This window comes from Acidobacteriota bacterium (assembly GCA_034211275.1).
Classification (GTDB): domain Bacteria; phylum Acidobacteriota; class Thermoanaerobaculia; order Multivoradales; family JAHZIX01; genus JAGQSE01.
In genome coordinates this window covers 1-24,474 of the sequence record JAXHTF010000102.1, presented here as the reverse complement: position 1 = coordinate 24,474, position 24,474 = coordinate 1, and the positions used below count along the sequence as shown (strand labels likewise).

At 68.0% G+C, this 24,474-nt stretch carries 14 protein-coding genes; 8 read left to right on the top strand and 6 right to left on the bottom strand.

The genetic code is table 11. From position 1 onward, the window contains the following. Together SX243_15645 and SX243_15640 are read left to right on the top strand one after the other, a co-directional pair. Positions 1-941: hypothetical protein (locus SX243_15645; protein ID MDY7094404.1), on the top strand; the 941-nt coding region annotated here is incomplete at its 5' end. Then, on the top strand, positions 941-2,452 hold the full coding sequence (locus SX243_15640; protein ID MDY7094403.1) for a carotenoid oxygenase family protein: 1,512 nt from the start codon (positions 941-943) through the stop codon (positions 2,450-2,452). The genes SX243_15645 and SX243_15640, both read left to right, overlap by 1 nt. 69 nt (positions 2,453-2,521) lie before the next feature. On the opposite strand, the gene SX243_15635 is transcribed toward SX243_15640, so the two are convergent. Next, positions 2,522-2,905 (bottom strand): helix-turn-helix transcriptional regulator, encoded by a 384-nt coding sequence (locus SX243_15635; GenBank protein MDY7094402.1) that lies wholly within the window; start codon positions 2,903-2,905, stop codon positions 2,522-2,524. Between the two features lie 209 nt (positions 2,906-3,114). On the opposite strand from SX243_15635, the gene SX243_15630 reads away from it, so the two are divergent. After that, positions 3,115-6,171 carry a hypothetical protein gene (locus tag SX243_15630; protein ID MDY7094401.1) on the top strand — a complete coding sequence of 1,019 codons (3,057 nt, stop codon included), beginning with the start codon at positions 3,115-3,117 and terminating at the stop codon, positions 6,169-6,171. Between the two features lie 52 nt (positions 6,172-6,223). Here SX243_15630 and SX243_15625 read toward each other — a convergent pair whose 3' ends face one another. The 3 genes from SX243_15625 to SX243_15615 all read right to left on the bottom strand — a co-directional run bounded on the left by SX243_15625 (position 6,224) and on the right by SX243_15615 (position 12,194). Continuing rightward, complete coding sequence (locus SX243_15625; GenBank protein MDY7094400.1) at positions 6,224-8,683, bottom strand: SEL1-like repeat protein; 2,460 nt, start codon at positions 8,681-8,683, stop codon at positions 6,224-6,226. Between the two features lie 94 nt (positions 8,684-8,777). Next, complete coding sequence (locus SX243_15620) at positions 8,778-10,037, bottom strand: GTPase (GenBank protein ID MDY7094399.1); 1,260 nt, start codon at positions 10,035-10,037, stop codon at positions 8,778-8,780. Positions 10,038-10,130: 93 nt separating this feature from the next. Next, positions 10,131-12,194: a caspase family protein gene (locus tag SX243_15615; GenBank protein ID MDY7094398.1), complete on the bottom strand. Its 2,064-nt coding sequence runs from the start codon at positions 12,192-12,194 to the stop codon at positions 10,131-10,133. Between the two features lie 88 nt (positions 12,195-12,282). Between SX243_15615 and SX243_15610 the strand changes: the two genes are divergently transcribed. The 4 genes from SX243_15610 (at position 12,283) to SX243_15595 (ending at position 17,487) form a co-directional block, all read left to right on the top strand. Next, complete coding sequence (locus SX243_15610) at positions 12,283-12,903, top strand: RNA polymerase sigma factor (protein MDY7094397.1); 621 nt, start codon at positions 12,283-12,285, stop codon at positions 12,901-12,903. Then, positions 12,900-13,817, top strand: a complete 918-nt coding sequence (locus tag SX243_15605) for a hypothetical protein (protein ID MDY7094396.1) — start codon at positions 12,900-12,902, stop codon at positions 13,815-13,817. Before SX243_15610 ends, SX243_15605 begins: the two co-directional genes overlap by 4 nt. 188 nt (positions 13,818-14,005) lie before the next feature. Then, positions 14,006-17,269, top strand: coding sequence for a CHAT domain-containing tetratricopeptide repeat protein (locus SX243_15600; protein MDY7094395.1), 3,264 nt, complete (start codon positions 14,006-14,008; stop codon positions 17,267-17,269). An 89-nt stretch (positions 17,270-17,358) separates the two neighbouring features. Beyond that, positions 17,359-17,487 (top strand): hypothetical protein, encoded by a 129-nt coding sequence (locus SX243_15595; GenBank protein MDY7094394.1) that lies wholly within the window; start codon positions 17,359-17,361, stop codon positions 17,485-17,487. A gap of 117 nt (positions 17,488-17,604) precedes the next feature. On the opposite strand, the gene SX243_15590 is transcribed toward SX243_15595, so the two are convergent. After that, positions 17,605-19,806, bottom strand: coding sequence for a hypothetical protein (locus SX243_15590; protein MDY7094393.1), 2,202 nt, complete (start codon positions 19,804-19,806; stop codon positions 17,605-17,607). 290 nt (positions 19,807-20,096) lie between these two features. On the opposite strand from SX243_15590, the gene SX243_15585 reads away from it, so the two are divergent. Further along, a complete protein-coding gene (locus SX243_15585; GenBank protein ID MDY7094392.1) occupies positions 20,097-22,808 on the top strand; it encodes a M36 family metallopeptidase in 2,712 nt (903 codons plus the stop codon). A 24-nt stretch (positions 22,809-22,832) separates the two neighbouring features. Here the strand turns inward: SX243_15585 and SX243_15580 are convergent. After that, positions 22,833-24,474: PQQ-binding-like beta-propeller repeat protein (locus tag SX243_15580; protein ID MDY7094391.1), on the bottom strand; the 1,642-nt coding region annotated here is incomplete at its 5' end.

Below are 24,474 nucleotides of genomic sequence, written 5' to 3'. Positions count from 1 at the left end.
GGCGGGAGGTCCTGGACTGGGGCGGCTTCAAGGATTTCGCCCACGACTCCAAGGCCACCATCAGCTCGGACCGCTGGGCGGTGAGCGGCGTCGCCGGGCGCTTCTCCGACCCTCTCTACAGCCCCGGCAGCGACCTCATCGCCATCTACAACACCCTCATCGTCCACGCCATCCGCTCCCCGGAAGAGGAGCTGGAGGCTCGCTGCGCCATGGCCGAGCGCCAAATGCAGGCGGTCTTCGGTGCGTACATTCCGAGCTATGCGGAGAGCTACCAGACGCTGGGGGACCCGGAGTGCTTCAGCCTCAAATACACCTGGGAGCTGGCAGTGTACTTCGCCTACTACGTCTTCCCCTTCTTGAACGATTTGCTGACGGACCGCCGTTTCGCCCTCGCCCACCTGCGGCTCTTCTCCGAGCTCGGCCCCATCAATCACGGGATCCAAAAGGTGCTGGCGGGGTATCACCAATGGAAGCGGGAGAACCCCGGTCTCGGTGATCCGCCGCCGGAGCCGGTCTTCTTCGACTTCACCAGCCTCCGGCCTCTGGCGGAGACCGCCACCACCTTCTATGAGGTGGGGGTCAGCGTCGAGCGTGCCCGCACCGTCCTCACCCAGCAGCTGGAGCATCTGAAGGAGCTCGCCCGCTTTGTGGCCGCCCACGTCGCCTCGGTGGTGCTGGATCGCCCGGAGGCGGTCTACGATCGGGGATTCGTGGAGGCCCTGCCCCTCGCCCGGCTGCGCTTCGAGCCGGAGGCGTGGGAAGAGCTGTGGCGGCAGCACGGCGGAGAGGCCGCCGGCTCGAAGGGCGAGACCTACCCTTGGGCGCTGGATCCATCGGTGGTGCAGGTCTTCCACGACCACCGTAGCGAGAGCGCCGAGCCACCCCCGGCCCCCAGCGAGCCCGAACGCCAAGAGCTGGTGGGAGCGGGAGGAGTGGGCTGATGAGCGCACGGTCCGAGACCACGACGGCCGCCGATCCGGCAGCCCGCGACCACGCTCCCCTGCTCGAGCGCGCCTTCGACCGGCTGCCGGAGGAGAGCGCCTACCGCATCCGCAAGATCGAGGGCACCATCCCTCCGTGGGTGCGCGGCAGCTATTACCTCAACGGCCCGGCGCGCTTCCACCGCGGCGATCTGCGCTACCGCCACTGGCTGGACGGCGACGGCATGGTCTGCGCGCTGCATTTCGAGGACGCTCCCGACGAGGGAACACCTAGCGGAGAAACACACGTCGAGTTCGTCAGCCGCTGGGTGGCCAGTGCCAAGCGCCAGGCGGAGGAAGAGGCCGGCCGGGCCCTCTACCGCGCCTTCGGCACCGCCTTTCCGGGGGATCAGCTCAAGCACGGCATCGGCCTCGAATCGCCGGTGAATGTCAGCGTCTATCCCTTCGCCGGCAAGCTCCTGGCCTTCGGTGAGCAGGGTCTGCCCTACGAGCTCCATCCCCGCACGCTGGAGACCGTCGGGGTCCACACCTTCGGGCGCCGCCTCAATCCCATCAGCCCCTTCGCAGCCCATCCTCACTTCGACCCCGAGACAGGCGAAATGGTCAACTTCGGCGTCTCCTTCTCCGCCCGCCAGCCCTGCGTCCACTTCTACCGTTTCAACGCCGCCGGCGAGCTCCAGCTGCGCCGGCGACTGCCCTTGGACGCCCCGGCGTCGGTCCACGACTTCGGCCTCAGCCCGCGCTACGGCATCTTCTATCTCGGCCCCTACGTCCTCGACATGGAACGCATGGCGCAGCCCGAAACCACCCTCATGGAGGCCCTGACCTGGAAGCCGGAGCAGGGGACCCGTCTGCTCATTGTCGACCGCCAGGACGGCGAGCCGGTGGCCAAGATCCCCCTCGGCGCCGGCTACTGTCTACATCTGGTGGATTGCTTCGAGGAGGACGACCTGCTGCACGTGGACATCCTGGAGCTCGACCAACCCATCTACGATCAATACTGGCTCCCGGATCTCTTCACCGAGGTCCGCTCGGTGCAGCCGGTGCGCTACACCGTCGACCCCGCCGCCGGCAAGCTGGTGCAGCGCCGGGGCCTCGCCGAGCACCGCCTGTGCGACTTCCCTGTGGTCGATCCCCGGCGCTTCGGCCAAGGGGATCCGTGGTTCTGGTGCTTGGGCATCTCCGCCAGCGCCGAGCCCGGGCGCAAATTCTTCGACCAGGTGCTGCGCGCCGACTGGCGGGAGAACGGCTACGTGGATTGCTATCAGGCCCCCGAAGGCCGCTTTCTCGGCGGCGAGCCGGTTTTTCTACCGGACGGGCCGGAGACTACAGAGCCCCGACGGGGCGCGGTGATCTGCCAGGAGCTCGACCCCCAGACCCGCACCGGCGCCTTCCTGCTCTTCGACGCCTTCGACCTCGCCGCCGGCCCCATGGCCCGCCTGGAGCTGGAGCAGCCCGTCCACCTGGGCTTCCACACCGCCTACCAGCCGGCCTGGGAGCGGGACGGCTAGGCCCCGATCCCGGGCGGAGTCATCTCGAGCTCACCCATCGGTGAGCGGCGAGGCAGACGCTCCTTCAGACTATTTGTTGTTGCCGCCGCTGGTGTCGCGGCTCGACGAGCTCTTGAACGAGATGAAGGCCTTCACCTCGTCCTGAGCGTCTTTGGGCAGGGTGTTGAACTGGCGCACGAAGAGCATGTCCTTGGGCGAGTAGCTCTCCGATTCGTCCTCGTGAAAGAACTCCGCCAGAGTGACATCGAACTCCGCCAAGATTCGGAAGAGGGTATCGAGGCTCACCCGATACTCCCCCTTCTCCATCCGCGATAGATCCGATTGCTGAATCCCGATGCGCCCCGCCAGGGCCGTCTGGGTCAGCTTCCGCTCCTTGCGCAACTGCCGGATCTTGCGTCCGACGAGTTGGGCTTGGTGCGCTACGTTGTCGGTGGTGTTGAGGGACTTGGGCAAGGGTCGTAGTTCTCGTGTCGGCCCTGAGGTTGGCCTAATGCTAAGGCAGCATGCCGCGGGAGTCAATTTCCGCGCAGATCTCGCCGCCGGAGCCGGCGGTGGGCAGGGACTTATAGGGGCTTTTGGGCGGCTCTTGTCCCCAACCGCCCCTCCGGAGAAACTACTAGGCAAGCACCCCGACTCCCCAACTCCCGCCCCGGAGGTAGATCATGGCCAACGAAGTGCTGGGCATTTTGCTCCAGGATCCCCGTCTGCGAATTCCCCTGGAGCTTCTCGCCAACCTCTCGGGCAATGTGGGGGATGGGCCGGCGGAGGTGCCGATTCCGGAGCTGGCGGCGGAGGATGCGCAGCTTTCGCTCTTCGATCAGGTGCTGAACCTCGACGCCCGGTTGGGGGCGTCGCTGGAGATCCTCGGCGGCGACGCGGCGGCGGCAGATCCTTTCGGTTCCCAGGGCCTGATGGGAGCACCGGCGGGGATGCGGTTGGGGCGACTGTGGATCGAGGGTGAATTCGGTGCCAGCACCGGCGCCGCCACCACTTCCGGCACCTTCGCGCTCTCCGCCAGCGGTTCCGCCGGTGGAAGATTTCACTATCTGCGGCTGCTCCCCCTGAGCCCCAACCGATCCCGGCTGGAGGGCTTTCGCAGCCTGGTGGCCGGCAGCCGGCTGCCTCAGAGCGTGCCTCTGGACGGACTGGAGGCCGGAGAGCTCCATCGTTTTCGCAGCACTCTCAACCTGCAGCTGGGCCTGGAGGTGCGGTGGGGAGCGGAGCTCGAGGTGGAGGATGTGCTGCACCTCTTCGACGGCTTTGCGCCGCAGCTCGCCGCCCACGCCCACGCCAGCGCCCAGGCGGCCCTGGGCTGGTCGCTTTACGAGGAGATGGAGCTCATCATTGGCCGGGCGTCGACGCTGCACGACGATTGGGTGCGGGTACGGCTGGCGCGGGCGGACGAGCAGCGGCTGACCTTCGGTGCCACCGTCGGTCTGCGCATCGAATACGACCTCGCCACCAGCCTCGAAGCCATCCTCCAGCGCAGCCTCGACCAACAACCCTTGCAGCGATCCCTGGAGGCCCTGCGGCGGGTGGCGACGGAGGATTGGGACAGCCTCAAGGAAGAGCTGATCCAGGGGGCCGAGGACCGCGCCACCGCCACCCTGGTGGAGCTGCTGGACGGCACCGGCTGGCGGGATTGGGTGCGCACCTCCGACGATCAGGGCCAGCGGACGGAGTTGGGCGAGCTGATGGACGGCGCCAAGCGCTTGCTGGACGCCTACGACCGCCTCGGGTCCACCGCCCAGAGCCTTTGGGACGAGCTCCTCGGTAGTGCCGACTTGGGCCCCGATTCCACCCTCCGCCGGCAGCTCATGATCCTCGCCGGCATCGACGCCGAATCCCTCGACCCGGTGGGCTGGATCTCCAACCCGGAGCTCCAGCGCAATGTGCGGCTACTGGAAGCACTCTCCGGCCACAGCCTGGAGGAGATCCTCCTCGCCCCCGGCGGCGAGGCCCGGCGGCTGCTGGCCCAGGCCCAGGGCGTCGCCGCCCGGGCCCTGGGCTTCCTCGACACGGCTCCCCAACGGCTGCTGGCGCGCATCGGCGGCTACGCCCAGCGCCTCGGCATCCGCAAGACCCTCGACCTCCTGCGCGCCCACGGCAGCTCCCGCCAGGCCCTCGAAGCCTCCATCGACGCCGCCGTCCAGCCGCGCATCCGGGCGCTGGTCTCGCGCCTCCTGGGCAAGGCCTGGGAGTCGGTAGAAGACGAGGAGGTGCGCAAAGTCCAGAGCTGGGCGCAAGACGTGACGGACCACTTCGATCGCCTCGAAGCCCGGGTGCGCGGGGCCATCGAGCGCCTCCGCGGCGAGGTCGGTGTCTCCCTCTCCTTCGAGCTCGACCGGGTCACCCGCACCCAGGCGTTGGTGGATTTGGAGCTCGATCCTTCGAGCGCCGGCCTGCGCTCAGCGATCCAGGGGGCTCTGGCCCGGGGCGACGCGGCGCAGCTGCTGGCGGCGCTGCCGACGCAAAAGAAGCGGGACGAGCCGCTGGCCTACCAGCTGCGGGAGTCACTGCTCTCCTACCACCGAACCCGTAGCCGCACCTTTTCTCAGCTGGTTTCGTTCCTCGGGGCGGAGTCGGTGAGCAGCCGGCGCGTCGAGGAATACAACCTGCGCTTCTCCACCGTCGCCGAGCGGCTGCAGCGGACGGCCTACTACGGCGGCGGCTTCGTCTCCAACAGCCAGCTGGAGGGCATCGACCTGGAGTCCGGCACCTGGCTCGAGGTGCGGGCGGAGGACGCCCCGGCAGCCTTCGACGCTCCGTTGAACGACGTCGAGGCGGGACTGCGGCTAACCTTCGGCTACCGCAATCCGGAACTCGAGGATCAGGATCTGGGCCGACTCAAGCCGGTGCTCCAGACCCTGCAGCTGGAGGGCGTTCTCGACGACCTCGGCCTGCCACCGGGGTCGCAGCTGCGGCTGGCGGTGGAGCTCTACCTGCCGCAGGCGGCGGTGGCAGCCCTCGCCTTTACGGATCAGGGCGGCGACCACGAGACGACGTGGAATCGCTCCTACGCCGACGCCGCCGCCCGCTGGTTCGACGAGATGTTGATCCGCAAAACCCTCCACGGTCACGGCCAGCGCCTCGCCTACCCCACCCTCGCCGCCATCGCCCGACGCCAGGACTTCCGCCGGGAATGGGTCGACGGCATCGGCGACTTCGCCAGCTGGGTGGACGAGCACGACGCTTTCACCCGGGGCAAGAGCCTCACCGTAGGGAACCAAAAAGTCGAAGCCGAGCTACTCAGACCCCGACAGCTGGGGGATGACCGGCCGATCAACCAAAAGGCTCGCTGGAATTCGTCTTTCCACCCCATCTTCGAGCTGGTGGAGAGCCGGCCCCGAGCCCTTCAGGCCGCCGCCCACCTCCATCAGCGGCTGGCGACGGCGCTGAACGGCTGGGAGCCCGACGACGCCTGGTCCCTGGCCCGGGGCGCTGCCGATCAGCTGCGGGACATGGTCCCCGCCGCCCGCCTCCAGCTGCAGAACCAGAGCTGGCCCAACCCCCTCTTCCTGGTCTGGCTGGTGCTCGGCCGCACGGTGCTGCTGGCGCCGGAGAGCCTGGCCCAGGTTCGGGGCCTCGCCATCCTGCGCTCCAAGCCTCCTACCGACGACGATCCTGCTACCGAAGGGCAGTGGAGCGAACCCAAGCTCCAAGCCCTCTCCGGTGGGCTGGACGCCGGGCGGCTGCGGGAGGGGTTGGGGTTGGGGTGAGCTGCCACCGTTCAGGAAGGCGCCTGCGCAGCCTTTGGGCTCGCTGGTAAGACTACTTCAGCCAGTCCACAAACTTCTTCGAAAGGTCAGCCAGAACCTTCCGGGTGCCGGTCGCCTTGTCTTGGGTGCTGCCGGTGAGGATGTCGATGATGTTGTAAGCGCCCGCCCGGGGATGCCCCCCCAGCTGAGCCTGTTTCAGATAAGAGCTCGCTAGAGTTCCGCTCTGTTCCACCCCAATTCCCTGCCCGTAGCACAGAGCTAGCTGAAACAGAGCCTCGAGATCATTCCCCTCAGCCGCCTTGGTAAACCAAACCACCGCCTCCTCGGGTTTGGCAGGTCCGCCGGTCCCTTCTTGCAGAAACTTCCCCAACTGCACCATGGCCGCGATCCGTCCAGCCTCCGCGGCTCGCCGGTACCAGCTCCGAGCAGTGGCGAAATCCTGCTCGACTCCCTCCCCGTTTTCGAACAACTGGGCGAGAAACTCCATGGCAAAGCCATCTCCCAACTTCGCCGCCCGCTTCCAGAGCTCAACAGTCCGCCCATAGTCTTGAGCCACCGCGTCGCCGTCAGCGTAGAGAGCTCCGAGATAGCGCAAACCAAAGATGTCCTCTGCCTCCACCGAGCGCTCCAACCAGCGAAGACCTTCGGCGATCTGGGAATCCCGGTCGGAGTCTGAGAGACCCCTCTCGCCCTTCCCCAGTAGCAGGGCGCCCAGATAGGACATCCCCTTGGCGTTCCCCCCCTCGGCGGCGCGCCGATACCAATCCCGAGCCGCCGGAAGATCTTTCGCCACCTCTCGGCCGTATTCGTATTGATCGCCCAGAGTGATCATGGCGCTGACATCGCCCATCTCGGCCGCCCGGCGGTAGTGCTGCAGCCCCAACTCGACATCTACTTCGACACCGCAACCTTTCAAGTAGGCAAAACCCAGGTTGCGGGCCCCCGCCCCGTTACCCGCTTCGTCGGCACGCTGGAACCACCGGAAGGCAGCCTCGGCATCCTGGCTCTGGGAACGCCCTCCGGTGAGCAAGAAACCCACGAACACCATGGCCAAGGAGTTGCCCTGGTCGGCGGCGCGGCGGCACCACTCCAGAGCCTCGTCGGGATCCCGCTCAACTCCCACGCCGTCGGTGAGGGCCGCTCCCCAGACCAGCTGGGCTCCGGACTCTCCCTCCCCGGCTCTGCGCAGCGTCTCCTCCCCGTCCCCCGGTCGCAGCTCCCGAGCCGCACCAGGCTGTGGCCGATAGCCACAGAAGCCCTGGCGTCGAAGCCATGCCAGCCACATTCGACCCACCGCATCGTCCGCCCCGGCCCAGGCCTCGAACTCCTCTCGGGCTGCGGCGAGATCCACCTTGCCCGAAATACCATACATATGCTCCAACCCGCGCTGGAAGCGATCCGGTTCGGCCTCCTCGGGGCCTCGCCAGCGATGCTGGTAGAAGAAGAGAAAGCTCTCTTGGGATCTCTGCTTCCCATCCAGTTCCTCGATGCGCTGGAGCAGCTCGAGGAGGGGCGCAGAGGACTCCTGGGCGCTCAAGTGTTGAAGAATCTCTTCCAGATGACCACCTCGGATCACGGATCCCACGTTGTCCCGCAGCTTCCACCCAGCGAGCTCCTTGCGCTCCCGCCACCGGCGGCGCTGCACTTCCTCCGGATCAGCGGAGACCAGGGGAATGTTCTCCAGCTCGTCTTGGGAGGCGTACCTGGGGCGATCCTTGGAGGAACCGCCGAAATATGGACTCTCTTCAATACAGCGTTTGACGAAGTCCACCAGCGTCGCGAAGGTGATGAAACCATTCTCGGCGGGGGGCGCCTCCCCCCGAAGCCCGCGCAGGATCGCTTCGGTGAAAACTCCGTTGCCCAGGCGGAGATCGTCGTAGGCGCGTCCACCGTAACCCGCAGCGACCAAGTGCACCAGGCCCTCGGACTGGCTCAAGGCGTCCAAGAAATGAGCGTTGACGGTGGTGGAGCCCCGGTGATTCTCGTCATTCAGGACTTCCTGGCAGGCGTCGAGAATCAGAATCCGGCGTCGGCAGGGAGAAGTCTCGAGGTAGTGCTTGATCTTCGGCACATCGACCCCGGTATCCCTCATCTCCCTCCGTACCGAGTTGGCAGCCACCAAACGGTGAATCCCCCCCTCGCTGAATCCATGGGTTGCGAAGGCGGTGACCAGAATGCCGTTCCGGCCGGTACCCTCAGAGAGTCTCAAGGCTTCATTCAGCAGACCATTGCGGGTGGTCGGTGAGTCCTGAGCACCGGCCTCGCGCAGGGACCGATGACGAGCCCGAGAGACTTCCTTCTGGGCGGTCCCGGAAAGCGCCAGCCGAACCCTTTGCGGCGAAATGAGCCCGAGATCGCAGGAGAAGAGGTAGGCCAGATCCACCGCATCGTCCACCGCAAAGGGAATCTCCCGGAAGAGCGGATCCTCGAAGTCCCGGGTCCCGACAAAAAGGCCGCCGGAAGCTCCGGGATCGTAGCTGTCACCGCTCCAACTCTGACTGATGCCGCGCACGAAACTCTTCTCCTTCGAGGTGGGGCCCTTCGGACTTCGGCCCTCTTCAAGCTCAGACCTCTTCGAGCTGAGGCCGATGTGAGACGGGACAGACTCAGGAAGCCGCCGAGGTATCCGCCGGCAGCTGGACCTCACCGTCCTCCACCTGACGGCGGGATCGGCGCATGCGGAGCTTGGCGTCCTCGGCGCTGGCACCATCGATGAAGTAGAGAATCGCCGCCTGCCCCAGGGCCCAGGTAGCGGCGCCGGCCACCGCCGAGCTGATCACCGAGCCGGCGCCGGGAATGAGCTTGGCCAGGCCGCGGGCGATCTCCCGGAAGACGAAGGCGGCGCCGACGTTGGCACCCATGGCGGAAGCGAACTCCCCCGCCGTCTTCTTCGACAGATCGCGGCCGGAAACGAAGCCGATGGCCACGATCATCAGAATCTGCGCCGCCGTCAGGGGCACCGCGTCAGCCACCGGAATGGGCACGGCGGCGATGCCGGAGCACACCACGGTGGTGGCCTTCACCACTTCCTGGGCCAGGTCTCGCTGCACGGTCTTGACGTGGGCGGTGCGGGCCATGATGAGCCGCGCGCTCTGGGGCAGGACCTCGATGAGGTAGTGCACCAAGACGTCGATATTCCAGGCGTTGCTGTACACGCACTTCCCGTCCTCGTATTCGGCGTAGGCGGAGACCGGCAGCACCTTCTCCAGATCGCAGCCCTGGGCGGCGAAGGCTTCCTCGAGGGTCTTGCAGGCGAGGTCGATCTGCTCTCGCTTGCGGGGATGGTCGTAGGGCGGCTCCACCCGCTTGGGGTCGATCTCGTCCACCTGGGTGACCAGCCCCAGGATCGGCGGTTTGTAGCCGTGGAGACGCTCGGTGTCCTTCTGCAGCGCCAAGGTGGCGGTGACGTCGGCCTCGATGTGGGCGTCCACCTCCTTGGCCTTGCACAGGAAGAGGATGGCGTCGGGGACTTTCTCCCGCAGAGCGTGGCGGATCTCGTCGGCGGCGGCGTCGAATTCAGCGGTCTCCGGGCGGATGCGGTCCGCCAACCCCCGATTGTCGAGAATGTCGAGGCTGCCGGAGGGAGACCGATAGCTGTACCACCGGGACTTGCCGGTCATGGAAACGACAGGTCCGATCATCGCCACCCGCCTGCCGAAGATGGCGTTGATCAGCGAGGACTTGCCTGCGCCGCGGCGGCCGAGGACGACGATGCGCGGCGGGCGCCGCTCCAAGACCATCTCCTGGAGCTTGGCCAGCGCCTCCCGCACCCGCCCCTTGACGGCGTCGGGCATCTTGTCGACGCTGCGCTGCCAGACCTTCATCAACTCTTCGAAGTCCACCTGTTCCGACTTCTGTTCCTGCATTCCCCCACTCCTTGTCGCTGTGGTCGCTTGGTCCTTTCGAGCCCCCACGATCAGGCCCCTCTGCGTTCCAAGATGCCTTGGGGGATGAATTGTTCAGCCGGCACCGGAGCTTTCCCCCGCTGCGCCGGATGGGGGCAGCACCCGAAATCGGCGCACCAGCGCGCCCCAGGCTTCCACTTCCCGGGTCTCGATGCCCCGGCCCGAGCTAGCGGGAAGGCCATGCCAGGCCACCTCCAGGCGCCGCGCCAGGGTGCCCCCTCCCCCGTTGCCAGACCCGTCGCCAGATCCGGCGCCGCGGTAGCCGGGCTGGAGAAAGATATCCAGGTCCAGCTGCCGGCTGCTGGCGAAGAGCACCAGGAGCTCGTCCGGGGGCTCCTGGCCGGGCTGCCGGGAGTCGGTGGCGTGGAACACCCGCCGCCCCTCCCCCACCCGCCGGCAACGCCCCGGCGCCAAGGCCTCGTGGCCCCCGGGCACCGGATCGAGCAGGCTCACCTCGCCGTCGGCACCGAGGTGGAAGAGATACGGGAAGACCTCTTCGCCGCCGCGGTTGGAGATCTCGAAGACCATGCGCTCTCCAATGCGATAGTCCTTCTCCCTGCCCCCCCTTCCACCCCCGCCGGTCTCCCAAAGGCCCTCAGGCGAATCGGGGCTCAGGAGCTCGAGGCCCACCTCCAGGTGCCCCATGCCCTCTCGGGCCAGCTCGAGAAGCTGCAGGATGCGGGCGCGGCGGGTGAGGTTGATGCAGATTCCCTCGACGCTCTCCGGCCCCGCCAGAGGATGAGCCGAGCCGAGGCGCGAGCCGTCCCGGGAGTGCACGATCCAGGCGGCCCCTCCCCCTGCCTCCTCCACTGCCCCAACCACCACCTCCGCATCGCCGGGGGACGCCACCGGGCGCAGGCTCGGCTCTCCCTCGATCGCTGCCATCAACCGCGCCCGTGGAGCCTCTCCGGAGCCCTTCTCTTCCCCTTCCGGCGCCGCCGTCGCGGGGAGCAAAGCCACCGGCAGCCGAAAGGCGTCGGCGGGGCGCGCCACCTCGAAGGCACGGCAGCCAGGGGGCAATTCTTCGAGCCCTCCCCCGTCCCCGATCCGGCCCCACGACTCCACCGCCCCTACCTCGGTGACGGTCACCTCCGCCAGGGGCTCAGCCGCCGACCGGCTGCGGGTGGCGGCGGGGAGGATCGCCCAGCGGCTCTCCGCCACCACTCCCTGGGCCGCTCCACCGGCCAAGAGCACGCGATCCTCCCAACCTTCGAGGACCGGCAGATGGGGCTCGGCGGCGGCGCTGCCGACACCCAGCAGCAACTGGTCGCCGTCTCCTTCGAGCTGGGGATGTTGGGTGGGATAGCGGGCGCTGACGGAGGCGCGAACGAGATCGAAGACGTCCCGATAGGTGGCGCCGCCAGCTCCCGACAGGAGCTGACCGTAGAACGACTGGCTGAAGGCCCCGAAGGCCGGCTTCCCCGAGCCCTTGCCGCCCGCTTCGTGGGCGATCTCCCGGGCGCCGCAGGCCGCCAGCAGCACATGGCCCGTGTCTCCCCGCAGACCGCGCCCGCCGGCCTGGAGCCCCGGAGCTTCAAGACCTTCCGGGAGAGCCACGGGCCGGGGGTCCGGCTCCACCCAGCGCTCCCGGACTCCCAGAGCACCCAAGGCCGTGCGGCCCACGCTGCCCGAATGACAGGAGTCGAAGACCACCACCAACCGCGAGGTCACCTCCTCCGTGCGCCGCAGCCAGTCGCCGATCCACAGATCGCTGAGGTCCCGGTTGGGATGCTCGCCGCGGCCGCTGTCCGCCGGCACGATGGATTCCAGCCAGCCGGCGTCCTTGTCCTGCGACCGGATGCGCGAGCCGTGGCCACTGTAGTGAACAAAAAGGAGGGCTTCCCCGCCGCTCCTCTCTCGCTCCTCCGCCGCCTCGCGGGTGAGCTCCTCCAACGCTCGGCGGATGCCTTCGTGGGTCGCCCGTTCCTCGGTGAGGACGACGAGCTCCTCGGGATCGAAGCCATGGGCCAGTAGGGCCCGCCGGACCAGCTCCACATCGTGGACGCAGCCTTCCAGCTGGTAGTTCTCGGCCAACAGAGGATAGTGGTCGATGCCGATGAGCACGGCACGGCGAAACGGGATCGGGGACGAATCGTTCTGAGACGGGGCTTCGGGCATGGTGGTTTCCTCCTCTGCCCTGCCAAGACCCCATGGAGAGCTCGTTGTTTAGCGCTTTTCGCGGCTTGCGATGATAAGGTTTTGGAGCATGAATCCAAATCTTCAGGGGATCGGGGACTCCGGGGGACACCCGGCCGGAGCGGCTCCCCCTTCGCCCCAGCTGCGTCAGCTCTTCGACCACTGGTACCAGCCGGTGGTTCGCTTCTTCCTCAAGCGGGGATTCGCACCGGAGGACAGCCAGGAGCTCGCCCAGGAGACCTTCTTGCGGGCGGTGCGCAGCATTCAGGATCTGCGTTCCCAGGAGGCGGTACGCTCGTGGATCCTGCGCATCGCCGCCAACGTTTGGAAGAATGAGCTGCGCTATCGCTCCGCGGACAAGCGCCTCGTGGCGGAAGTCTCCTTGGAGCCCACCGTCGAGGCCCACGCCGTGGACCCCGAGCTGCGGCCGGCGGTCACCGGCACCGGCTTCGACAACCCCCTGGAGCAGACGTTGAAGAATGAACGCATCGAGCTCATCCAGCGAGCTCTCCACGAGCTGCCGGAACAGCGCCAGCGATGTCTGCTGCTGTACAGTGCCCAGGGGCTGAAATATCGAGAGATCGCCGACCTGATGCAAATCTCCCTCAACACGGTCAAATCCCACATCCACCAGGCCCGCCAGCAGCTCAAGGAAAGACTCCACCGGCTGCAGATCGGGACCTCCTCATGAACCACGAGCCGACACCGGAAGACCCGAAGCTGGACGTGGAGCCAGACCTCGAGCTGGACCGGGAGCTAGATGCGGACCTGGCCGAAGTGGCCCGGCGGGAGCAGGCCGCCGCGGGTTCCCAAGGGCCCCACCACCCGGACCCGGTGGAGCTATTGGACTACGCCCAGCGCAGCCTGGACCCCCAGCGCCGGGAACAGGTCCAGGCCCACCTGGTCTCCTGCCCGGAGTGCGCCGGGGCGGTGCTGGACTTCGAGAGCTTCCCGGACTTGGAGAGCCCCTCTGCTGAGGATCAGCTGGCGGAGGATGAGCTGACAGAGCACGAGCTGGAGCGCCAATGGCGAGCGCTCCGCGAGGCTCAGGCTCGCGCCGACCTCGAGGAGTCCGATCCCACCGCCGTACCGGCTCCGGCCGCGATCCCAACCTCAGCTCCAACGTCTCCGGCGACCACCGCCGGTTGGTCCGCCCGCTGGACGAGGGCGGCCGCCGCAGCCCTCGTCTTCGCCGCGGTGGGCCTGGGGCTGTGGTCCTTCCTCGGTGGTGGCGAGGAGCCCCCAGCCCCGGTGCTCCGCGCCGACCTCGCCTTCACCTCCCTGATCCCGGATGCAGCGGGAACGGAGCGCGGCGCTCCGGAGGTGCTCACCATCCCCTCCTGGGCTCAGGGCGTCTTCGTCCTGCTCTCTCTGGGAGACCCGGCGAGCCAGGGGGGCTATCGCCTCGAGATCGTCGACGCCGCGGGCACCGTAGTGCGCACCCTGGAGGATGTGCACCGCGACGAGGAAGGCACCCTGCGCCTCGCCATCGAGCGCGGCTCCCTCCCCGATGGGGCCTACCGCATTCGGGTCCTGGACCCCGCGGCGACAACCGCCGCTACCGACCTCGCCACCTACTCCTTCCTCCTGCAACAGGAGCCTTGAGCTCCGCCAGCCCATCCGTCGTGCCGACGCGGCTCAACCTTTGCCACGGGCTGCTAGCGGTGGTCGCAGGGCTCCTCCTCGCCTGCTCTTCCCCCACCCCCACTTCCCGACCGGCGGTGAGAGACGGAGCCGGGAGCGGCATGGTCGAAGAAGCCCTGACGCCCGAGGCTCCGGAGAAAGCCCCGGCGATGAAAGCGACCGGGAAGGCTTTCTGCGAGGGTGCCGACACTCCCATCCTGGAGGCCGACACGGTGTCCTTCGGCGATCTTCAGGGCGAGCAGCCGCGGCACTACCGTTTGCCCCTGCGCCGGAATCAATTCGTCAGCCTGGTGGTGGACCAACGGGGAACCGACGTGGTCCTGGAGCTCTTCCATCCCTCCGGCGCCTCCGCCCTCACGGTGGACGGTCTGAACGGAGCCCAGGGTCCGGAACGCCTCTTCTTCGTCGCCCAAGAGGCCGGTGATCACTGTCTGGAGCTGCGGCCCTTGCGACCGGCGGCGGTGGGCTCCTCCAGCGCGTCAGAAGATCCCCAATTCCAGCTCACGGTGCTCGCCCTACGGCCGGCGGGGGAAAAGGACGTGGCGCGGGCCCGGGCGGCCCGGGCGGTGGCGGAAGGCGTCGCCCTGGCGAAGGGCGACGCCGAGCATCAGAACCGCGCCCTCGAGCACTTCCGGCGGGCCGCCGGCCTGTGGGAACAGACGGGAGAGGCCCGAGACCTGGCTCTGGCCTGGGCTCGGAGCGCCGAGCTGCTGATCGGAAGCGGCGAGATCGAAGCGGGCCTCGAAGCCTATCGCCAGGCCTTGGCCCAGCTGTCACCGGAGGCCGAGGAGGAGCGCCCCAGCCTGCTCAACCAGCTGGGCAAGGCGCTGCGCCGCCATGGCCGGACGGAGGAGTCCCGCCGCACCCTGGAGGAGGCCTACGACAGCGCTCAGGCCGTCGGCAACGACCGGGAAGCGGCCACCGCTCTCAACAACCTGGCCCTGCTCCTGCGCCACGAGGGTGAGAGCTGGCAGGCTCTGGAGACTTACCGACAAGCCCTGACTGTCTATCGCCAGCTGGGCGACACGGCGAGCTCCGCCACCGTGCTGCACAACCTGGGCACCCTCTACAACTGGCTGGGCAAGGGCGATGAAGCTCGGGACGCTCTCACCGAAGCCTTGGAGCTGCAGCGCAAGCTCGGCGATACGGCTTCGGAAGCCGCCACCCGCACCGCCCTGGGCTGGGTGGAATATTGGGCCGGCGAGCCCCGCCGGGCTCGGGACACCTTGGAACGAGCCCTGGAATTGCGCGCCGGAGATTCCGCGGGAGAGGCGTCGACCCTAGGCCGCCTGGGGGTCGTCTACCTCGACCTCGGGGAGGTTCAAAAGGGTCGTGCGGCGCTGGATCGAACCCTGGTCCTCCTGCGCCAGGTCGGCGACCGGCGGGGCGAGGCGCCGGCCCTCAACAACCTGGGGCGAGCGCTCCTGGCCAGCGGCGAGGCGGCAGCGGCCATGGCCGCCCACGAGAGCGCCCTGCAGCGCTACCGTGAGCTCGGCGATCCCACGGGCATGGCCTGGTCCCTGCTGGGGCAGGCCCACATCCAGAGACAAGCCGGCGACCTCCTCGCCGCCCGGGACCGCCTCGAGGAGGCTCTCGATCTCATCGAGTCGGTGCGCCGGGCCGCCGGCACCGCGGATCTGAGAGCCCACTTCCTGAGCACCGCCCGGGAGATCCCCGAGCTCCTGGTCGAGGTGCTGATGCAGCTCCATGGGCAGGATCCCAGCCTGCAGTGGGACCGCCGGGCCCTGGAGGTGGTGGACCGGGTGCGCGCCCGCAGCCTTCTCGACCGCTGGGCTCCCGACCCCGCCGCCGAGGCTCACCCTCCCACCGCGCTGCCGGGCGGGGCTTCCCTGGCCGAAGGTGCCTCTCGACCCAGCCTCCACCGGCGCCTCCAGGCGGTCCACCATCAGATCCGTTGGGCGGAACACCAGCGCCGGGAGCTGCTGGCCCTGTCGGTGACAGCCTCCGCCGACGGGGATCCGAACCCCGGAGACTCTGCGCTGGCTGCGGATATCGAGGAAGTGGATGTCGAGCTGCGCCGGTTGATGCAGGAAGAGCAGAGGCTGGAGCTCGCTTTACGCTCAGTCGGCGCTCCCGGCCCGGCGGTCGCTCCAGCCGACGCCCGCCCTCCCGGCGCAGTCAGCCGAGACACCCTCGAGGAAATCCGCCGGCTGCTGGGGGACGACGACACCGCTCAGCTGGTCTACTTTCTCGGTGAGGAGCGCAGCTTCCTGTGGCTGATTCGCCGCCGGTCTCTGCGCAGCTTCTCGCTCCCCCCGCGGGCGGAGATCGAAGCCGGAGCCCGTCGCTTCCTGAAGCTCGCTAGCCGCAGCCAGCGCCCGGGCACCGAGGCCCAGCTGGATCTGGTGGCAGAGCGCCTGGCGCATCAGCTGCTGGCGCCCCTGGCCGGAGAGAGCGGTATCCGGCGACTGTCAGTGGTCGCCGACGGCGCCCTCCAGGCCCTTCCCTTCGGCCTTCTCCCGGGTACCCCCGTGGACAGCTCTTCGGAGCCCCTCCTGAGCCGCTTCGAGATCACCTACCTGGTTTCGCCCACGGCGTTCGGGCCCCGATCCGCCCCAGCGCACCCGCGCAGCGAATCTTCGGCAGAAGAACGCCCCCTGCTGGCGGTGGTGGCGGCACCGATCCTGCGCTACCGGGAACCCACCGCCTCCGCCGACGTGCGCATGGGAGCCGAGCCGGACGATACTTTGCCGCCGCAAACCCATGCCCCCCGGCAGCAGCTGGAACGCTCGCAGGCGGCAGATACCGAGAGCGTCCAACGAGCAGCGGCCTCCGAGGCGGCCTGGAAGGATCTCCCGGAGCTCCCCTTCGCGCACCAGGAGGCGCGGGCGATCCTCCAGCTGGCGGGAGAGCGCCCCACCTGGAGCGCCGTGGGCTTCCAGGTCAACCGGGCCAACCTCCTGCAGCCGGGGCATTTGGGCCGCTTCCACATCCTGCACTTCGCCACCCACGCCCTGCTCAACAGCCAGCACCCCGAGCTCTCCGGGCTGGTGCTCTCCCAAGCCGATCGCCAGGGGCGACCGGTGGACGGCTTCCTGCGCTCCTACGAGATCGCAAGCCTTCATCTCGAAGCCGATCTGGTGGTGCTCAGCGCCTGCCGTACCGCCCTGGGCAAAGAGATCTGGGGCGAGGGAATCATCGGTCTGCCCCGCAGCTTCCTCGCCGCCGGTGCCGGACAGATCCTGGTCAGCGCCTGGCCCATCGACGACCAGGCCACCGCCCTGCTCATGGAGCATTTCTACCGCGCCCTGCTCGAGGAGGGGCAGTCCCCCGCCCGCGCCCTGCGCCAGGCCCAGCTGCGCCTGCGGGAGGACGACCGCTGGCAGAGCCCCTACTATTGGGGCGGTTTCCTGCTCATCGCCTCGCCCCGATCCGATCCTGCGTTCGACTGAACAATCCATTCCGACCCGGGTCTTGCACTGATGAAGCCGGCAACGGCGCCGGTCGTCATCGATTCATCCATCAGCGAGGAGAAACCACCATGCTCGACCCCATCCGCAACTCCGGACAGCGCGGCGGCAGCGATGCCGACAAAGACGACAACCCGAAGGAAGACCGCGGCGGCTTGGACGGTGCGGGGATCCAAGCTCCCAGAGTCCCGATCCGATAGAAGGGCTCGAGAGAGCGACACAGTAGCGCTCCTACGCCGGGCGCACACGCAGGCAGAGCGACCCCGAGGTGCCTCACCGGCGCCCCGGGGTCGTTGTTGCGATGGAGCTTCGAGGCTCTAAACCGCCCGCCGCTGGTCCGGCGCCACTCCCAACAGGGTACTGGAAGGAGGCAGTTTGAAGACCTTCCGCAGTACCTGTTCGGGGGGCGGCTGCCGTTGGGCCTCGGGATGGGGTCCTGCCTGCAGCCCTTGGATGACGGAAGCCAAGCGATCCGCCTGGTCGACAGCGAAGTCGTGACGATGCAGCAGGCTGATCTGCTGGACCGTGATCTCGATGTCCTCCCACGAATCATGGGGCTGCGCTGCTTCCTCCGACCCTTCCGCCTCCTCCACTGCGGGGACAGCGGAGTCGCCCCGCCGGGCTTCCTCCACCGCCTTGCGCAGAATCGGCTGGAAGACTCGCTCCAAATCCGCCGACAGGCGAGCATAGAGCTCTTCGAAAGATTCGCCCGGGCGTAGCTCCCCCAGCCGCGAGTAGCGGGTGTAATGGCGGAAGCCATATTGGTCTGCCAGCGAGTCGATGAGCTCCGCCACCGGCCCGTAGCGCTGGTCGAAAGTGATGACGTAGGCACTACCCCCGGTCGCCTCTGCCTGCAGCCGCTCCTCGAGCTCCGCCAGACGCTCGACCAGCTCGGCAGCATCCCGGCGACACTCGTCCAAGACCCGGAAGAGAAGACCCGGCCGATGCTCCTGAGCCAGCCGATCCCAAGCCTCCCGGGCTCCGTCCCAGTTCTTCACGGAGCGCAGATGCCCGGGCAAGAGGGATGCCCTCAGCTCTGCCAACAACTGCTCCAGCAACGGCAGGTTCTCCCCCGGTGCCGGCTGGTCCTGCAACTCCAGGATCCGCCGCTGCAGAGCCTGCACCTGGGAGCCGACTTCCTGGGAGGGAGCCAAAGCCGTCATCTCCTCGATCCTCGACCCCAAGTGCTCGAGCCGATCCGACCATTCCGGCTCCCCGGATTGGTGGCGGCTCAGAGCCTGCAGCTCCTCGTGGATGCGCTCGCTTTGACGCACGATGCGGTCGATGGCCGGCAGGATCGGAAGCCAGGTGGGCCAAGAGCGATTGTTGAGCTGCGAGCGCAGGACCCCGCGGACCGCGTGGCTGAGGCCACTCCCCATCTCTTCCTCCGCCTTCTCCACCCATCCTTTCCAGCGTTCGCTCAAGATGGCCAGCCCCGGCCCCTCCACCGTCGGCTCCCGCAGCTTGCTGCGCTTCCACAAATAGCCGAAGAGCATTCCCAAGGCCGGCGGCCGTTGCGCCACCTCCACAGCGAGACCGGGCAGCGCCGGGAAGCCCGTCGGCGCCTGCTCGGCGGCGAAGATTCCCAAATGCACCCGGGCCAGATCCGCAGGGGCAATCCCATCGCTCTCCGACCGGCTGGCGCTCCAAGCGCCGATCCATTGCTTGACCACGGAAAGCAAAACAAACTCCGTCACCTCATCGCGGGACCCTCGCCCGATCAGACCGCCCTCCAGGACTTGATCCAGCTCCTCGAGGATCTGCTCCAACGGCTCACCCCGATGCCGGCCGAGCTGCTTCTCCTCCAGGCCCTCGGCGCGCAGATGCTCGGCGTAGATTTCCGCCCGTTGCCACAACGCTTCCACCGCCGCCACTTCGTCCTGCACCGTCTGCAGGCGAAACTCCCACAGCCGCGGGAAGATCCAGGGCAGCACCCGCTCCAACAGCTTCTCGGAAGCCACATCGCTCAGCCGGCCGCTTGCGACCAGCACCCTGGCCAGCTCGCGCCGGGTCGCTTGCCCGGAGTCGGTCCAGCACCCGGCGGTGCCCAGGTCGTAGCGGTCTCGGTACAACAGCTCGTAGACCTGCGCCCGGGGTCTCTCGTTCTCCTCGCCATCGAGGCCGCGGGCAAAGGCCCGGCAGGCGTGGGTGACGTCTTCCTGGGCGGAGCTCGCCGGCTCCTCCGCCAGATCCTTCAGCTCCTCCTCCCTCAACCCGTGCAACCCATAGTGCTCCAGAGTGCTCTGAAGCCCCCGCACCAAGAGCGCGAACTCCGCTCGCCGCTGACGCCGGGCTAGCACCCATCCCACCGCCGGGCTCAGATAGCCGAAGAACTCCAAGGTCGCGTGGGCCATCCCGCGAACGAAGAGCACTCCCAGCAGCAGGATCCCTCCCGCCGCCACCAGGTAGGCCCACTGTGGCCCCGGGAGGACGATCCCCGCCGATCCCACCACCGCCGCCAGCAGGATCACCGCCGGCACCATCCACCGGTCGAATTTCCGAGCTTGGATGAGGTACATAGAAGCCTCCTTTCTTAGAGCGCCGATCAGACCGGCACTGGGGCACCACCCCATAGCGCCGTCGCTCCCCCCCGGGGAGCTCTGGAAGATCTATCGACATCCCGAAGACGGGAGGTTTTTATACAGTCCTTTTCTTCAGTATATCCCCAAGAGGGCGCGATGGAGGCCCGCCTCCTCCCGCGGTGATGGCCCGCAAACCGCTTGACCTGCTTCCGCTTTTATTGCAAATTGTCACTCTGCATACTTTCGCAAAACTTCTCCCAGCTCGACTGGAGAAAGCAGAGGTCCTCATGAAGCTACCTTCCTCTTCGGCAGTGGGAGCCGGTGGTCTGATCCTTGGGCTCCTGGTGACAGCAGCCCTCTCGGCAGGCCCCCTTCGCCCCAGCGCCAGCCCCGACGCAGACACCGTCGCCCGCCAGCACCTGCAAGAGCATCGGCAGGAGCTCGGACTCCTCGCCTCGGACATCCAAGACATTCACACGAGCCACTCCTTCACCGACCGTCACAACGGCCTGACCCACGTCTACCTCCAGCAGCGCTACGACGGCATCGATGTGCACAACGGCCTGTTCAACGTCGCCGTCACCGCGGACGGGCGAGTTCTTGCCACCGGCGACCGCTTCGTCAGCGGCCTCGCCTCCGCGGCCCGGGACCAGGAGGTGGCCACCAGCGCCGCCGAGGCCGCCGCTACCGCCGCTGGCTATCTCGGCCTCAAAGTGACCGCGCCTTTCGAGACCCTCTCCTTCGCCGGCGGTCCGGCGCGGAGCACGACCCTCTCCGACGGCGGCATCGCTGCCCGGCCGGTGGAGGCGCAGCTGGTCTGGCTGCCCACCGGCGCCACCGTGCGCCTGGCCTGGCGCCTCGAAATCGAAGAGGTCGGCGGCCAGCATTGGTGGCTGGCCATGGTGGATGCTCAGACCGGCGCCGACCTCGGCTTCCAGGACCTGGTGATCGAGGACTCTCCTCAAGGCATCGCCGAAGCCATCGCCCGAGACACCTTCCGCACCGCCTCCCGCGTCGCCGCCCTCGAGGACCCGGCGGCCTTCGCCCCCACCGACGGCGCCGAGTACCGCGTCTTCCCCCTGCCCTTCGAGAGCCCCAACGACGGTGGCCGGCAGCTGGTCACCGACGTCGCCGAACCTGTCGCCTCACCCTTCGGCTGGCATGACACCGACGGCATCGCCGGTGCCGAGTTCACCGTCACCCGCGGCAACAACGTCCACGCCTACACCGATCTCGACGCCAACAACGTCCCGGATCCGGGGAGCGATCCCGACGGCGGGCCGTCCCTCCTCTTCGACTTCCCCCTCGACCTCGATCTCGATCCGTCGACCTATCGACCGGCGGCGGTGACCAACCTCTTCTACTGGAACAACGTCATGCACGACGTGGCCTACGGCTACGGCTTCACCGAAGCCGCCGGCAACTTCCAAGTCAACAATTACGGCCGCGGTGGGCTCGGCGGCGACGACGTGCGCGCCGAGGCCCAGGACGGCAGCGGGCTCAACAACGCCAACTTCGGCACCCCCGTCGACGGCTTCCGGCCGCGAATGCAGATGTTCGTGTGGACCAGCCCCTTCCCCAACTTCGTCACCGTCACTTCCCCCGCTGCCATCGCCGGTGACTACCCCGCCACCGGCGCGGTCTTCGGGCCCACCTTCGCCGCCACCGGCCCCATCCCGGGCAACGTCACGGTAGTCAACGACGGCGCCGGCGCTTCCACCAGCGACGGCTGCGAGCCCCTGGTGGGCTTCCCAGCCGGAGACATCGCCCTCATCGACCGCGGCAGCTGTACCTTCGTGCTCAAAGTCAGCAACGCCGAAACCGCCGGCGCCACCGCGGTCATCGTGGCCAACAACAACCCCGGCAATCCCGTCACCATGGGCGGTGCGGATCCGGGCCTCACCATCCCTGCACTGATGGTCAGTCAGGACAACGGCGCCCTGTACAAGGCGAACCTCCCGGTCACCGCCACCCTCCGCGCCAATCCTTTGAACGCCACCAACCGCGACTCCGACCTCGACGCCGGGGTCATCGCCCACGAGTACGGCCACGGCATCTCCAACCGCCTCACCGGCGGCGCCGCCACCGTCTCGTGCTTGAACAACGCCGAGCAGATGGGCGAAGGCTGGAGCGATTGGTTCGCTCTGGCGCTCACCGAGAGCTCCGGCGACCGGCCCAGCACCCCCCGCGGTGTAGGCGCCTATCTGCGCTTCCAGGACGCCGACGGTGCCGGTATCCGGCCCACCCCCTACACCACCGACACCACCGTCAACCCGTCCACCTACGCCGCGGTAGCGGACGTCGCCAACATCAGCCAGCCCCATGGCATCGGCTATGTCTGGAACACCATGCTGTGGGAGATGCACTGGAACCTGGTGGACGCCTACGGCTTCAACCCCGACGTCTACGGTAGCTGGAGCAGCGGCGGCAACAACCTGGCGATGCAGCTGGTGATGGATGGCTTCAAGCTCCAGCCCTGCCAGCCCGGCTTCGTCGACGGCCGCGACGCCATCCTCACCGCCGACCTGGCCCTCACCGGCGGCGCCAACGAATGCGAGATCTGGCGCGCCTTCGCCAAACGCGGTCTCGGCGCCAGCGCCGACCAGGGTTCCTCCTTCAGCCGTCTCGACGGCGTCGAAGCCTTCGACCTGCCGGCGGCCTGCACCGCGGCGGTCTTCGGCGGCTTCGATCCTCCAGTCGACGACGCCCCGACGGTCAACTCCGCCAACGCCGGCTCCACGGTGCCGGTGAAATTCACCCTCTCCGGTGCCCCGAGCCCATTGATCGTCGACTCCCAGCCGGTGGACTGCTCTACCCTGGAGATCACCGGCGAGGCCCCGGCCCCGCCAATCTTCCCCGGCGCCACCGGCATCAAGCAAAGCGGCGACAAATACAGCTTCAACTGGAAGACCGACCCCACCTGGGCCGGCACCTGCCGCCGCCTCACCCTCCGCATCCCCGCCCCCGCCGACGCGGTGGCCTACTTCGCCTTCTTCTGATGGTGCAGTAGCCGAGCAGAGGGCCTAGGAGAAGCCCCCGAGGTGCTCATCGCGCCTCGGGGGTCTGCTCCCGATCCCACTCAACCGAAACCCCGCCATCTCCTCCCCGTTGCGCACCAGCAACAAGTCACCGGCGAGCACCGGGTGATTCCAGGTCTTGCCCTCGATAGCCGGGGCCCGGGCGAGCTCGGCGTAGGCGTCCGGGGTGGCGGAGACGAGGGCCAGCTCTCCCTTTTCGGAGATCACCAGCAGGAGGTGCTGGTCGGGGAGGAGGAGCATCTGGCCGCTGCCGTAGCGGCCGCCCTTCCACCGGCGTTCGCCGGTCTCCAGATCGATGCAGGCCAGGATGCTGCCGTCGAAGCCGTAGGCGTGGCCCTGGTGGACGACGAAGTCGCTGAAGTAGGGCTTGAGGCGATGGGTCGTCCAGCGCTCCTCCACTTTCCACTCGCCGGAGCTCTGGGTTAACGCGACCCTCCGCAGGCCCTTGGACTCGCCGGCGCTGATCAGCAGATCGCCGTCCTCGGTCCATCCCGGCTGGACGATACGGGTAGCGCTGGGCCATTCATACTCCCAGAGCACCGTGCCGTCGGACGGAGCGAAGCTGCGAACGCCGTTCCAGCTCAGCTGCAGTACCTGCTCCAGGCCGCCGACGGTTGCATGGTGGGGTGAGCTATAGCTGCCGCCGGACTCCGGGCCGACCCAGCGGAGCTCGCCGGTGGCGGCATCGTAGGCGGCCAGGGCACCGGCGTGGACCAGGACCGTCTCCCCCACCCCTTCGCTCTGCATCACCAGCGGCGAGCTAGCGAAGCCCCAGCCCGGGACCTCGGCTCCAGTGTCCTCGGTGACATTGCGCGCCCAGAGGACCGTGCCGTCCTCCGCATCCAGAGCGTTGAGCACGCCGGTGGCGCCGAAAGAGTACACCCGCCCACCGCTCAGGGCCGGAGTGGATCGCGGCCCGGCGCCGGCGTTGGCTTCCCAGAAGCGCACCGGATCCGCGTGCTGCCAGACCGGCTCACCGGTGCTAGCGCGATAGCAGGAGACCACCTCTTCCTCACCCCGCTGCTCGTGGGTGTAGAAGAAGTCCCCGCGCACCGCGAAGGACGACCATCCCGGGCCGATGGGCCGGCGCCAGAGCTCTTCCGGCGGCGAGGCAGACCAGTCCGTCGCGATCTGCGTCCCCGGCACCGAGCTATTGCGCTGCGGCCCGCGGAAGCCCGGCCACTCCACCGGAACCGCCGAGGACAGCGCCGCCGTGCCCTCCGCCGAAGCACCGCCGGCCTGCGCCAGAAGCTCCTCTTCGGCGGTGGAGCTCCAGCGCCACTCGAAATCCGTACCCGCGGCGCCGGAAATCCCGTCGCTGCGCACTAATGCCCAACCGACGCACGCCAGCACCAGGCTCGCCACCAGCGCCAGCCGGCGGCGACCGTCCGGGAGGTGACGGGTGAGCACCGCCCACAGCACCAGCGTCAGACTCAACACCGGCACCGCGTAGACGGTGAACATCAAGCCCATCATGCCGGTGGCAATGGATGGGTGAAGGATCTGAGGAGTCAGGGCGATGCCGGCGATCATCAAGGCCAGGGCCCCCAACCGCTCCACCCACGCCGCGCGGCTGAAGAACAGCCACCAGATCATCACCGCCAAACCACCCAGAAGGCCCCCGAAG